The 809-nt window shown below is 48.9% G+C and carries 1 protein-coding gene; it reads right to left on the bottom strand.

All coding sequences use genetic code 11. The annotated features are described in order from the left end of the window. Positions 1–195: 195 nt before the first annotated feature. Complete coding sequence (locus C8258_RS32110; protein WP_106958334.1) at positions 196–732, bottom strand: hypothetical protein; 537 nt, start codon at positions 730–732, stop codon at positions 196–198. Positions 733–809: the final 77 nt, after the last annotated feature.

Here is an 809-nt window from a genome sequence, read left to right as displayed (position 1 = left end):
AGTGACTTAGTTTAGTAATCTCAGCACTAGAGGGTCTCTAAAACATTCACCATCTCCATGAACTAAATGTGTGTTTAAAATACAGGATCTACAAATATCAACAAGTAATCATCACAGAATCACACAGAATTTCTAGGTTGGAAGAGACCTCAAGATCATCGAGTCCAACCTCTGACCTAACACTAACAGTCCCCACTAAACCATATCCCTAAGCTCTACATCTAAACGTCTTTTAAAGACTTCCAGGGATGGTGACTCCACCACTTCCCTGGGCAGCCCGCTCCCCTCCCCCACAACCCTTTCAGTCACGCAATGATTCCTAACATATAACATAAAACTCCCCTGGCGTAACTTTAGCCCATTCCCCCTTGTCCTGTCACCAGGCACGTGGGAGAACAGGCCAACCCCCACCTCTCTACAGCCTCCTTTAATGTACTTATAAAGAGCGATAAGGTCGCCCCTGAGCCTCCTCTTCTCCAGGCTGAACAAGCCCAGCTCCCTCAGCCGCTCCTCGTAGGACTTGTTCTCCAGGCCCCTCACCAGCTTCGTCGCCCTTCTCTGGACCCGCTCAAGCACCTCGATGTCCTTCTTGTAGCGAGGGGCCCAAAACTGAACACAGTACTCGAGGTGCGGCCTCACCAGAGCCGAGTACAGGGGGACGATCACCTCCCTAGCCCTGCTGGCCACACTGCTTCTGATACAAGCCAGGATGCTGTTGGCCTTCTTGGCCACCTGAGCACACTGCTGCTCATCTTAAAATCATCTAAAAATCTAAAATTCATCTTATTTTTATTTCTTGATGCTTTTAT

This window comes from Nocardia sp. MDA0666, from assembly GCF_003023875.1.
GTDB classification, from domain to species: Bacteria; Actinomycetota; Actinomycetes; order Mycobacteriales; family Mycobacteriaceae; genus Nocardia; species Nocardia aobensis.
The sequence above is the reverse complement of the archived record's forward strand: the minus strand, read 5'-3'. Positions and strand labels throughout refer to the sequence as shown.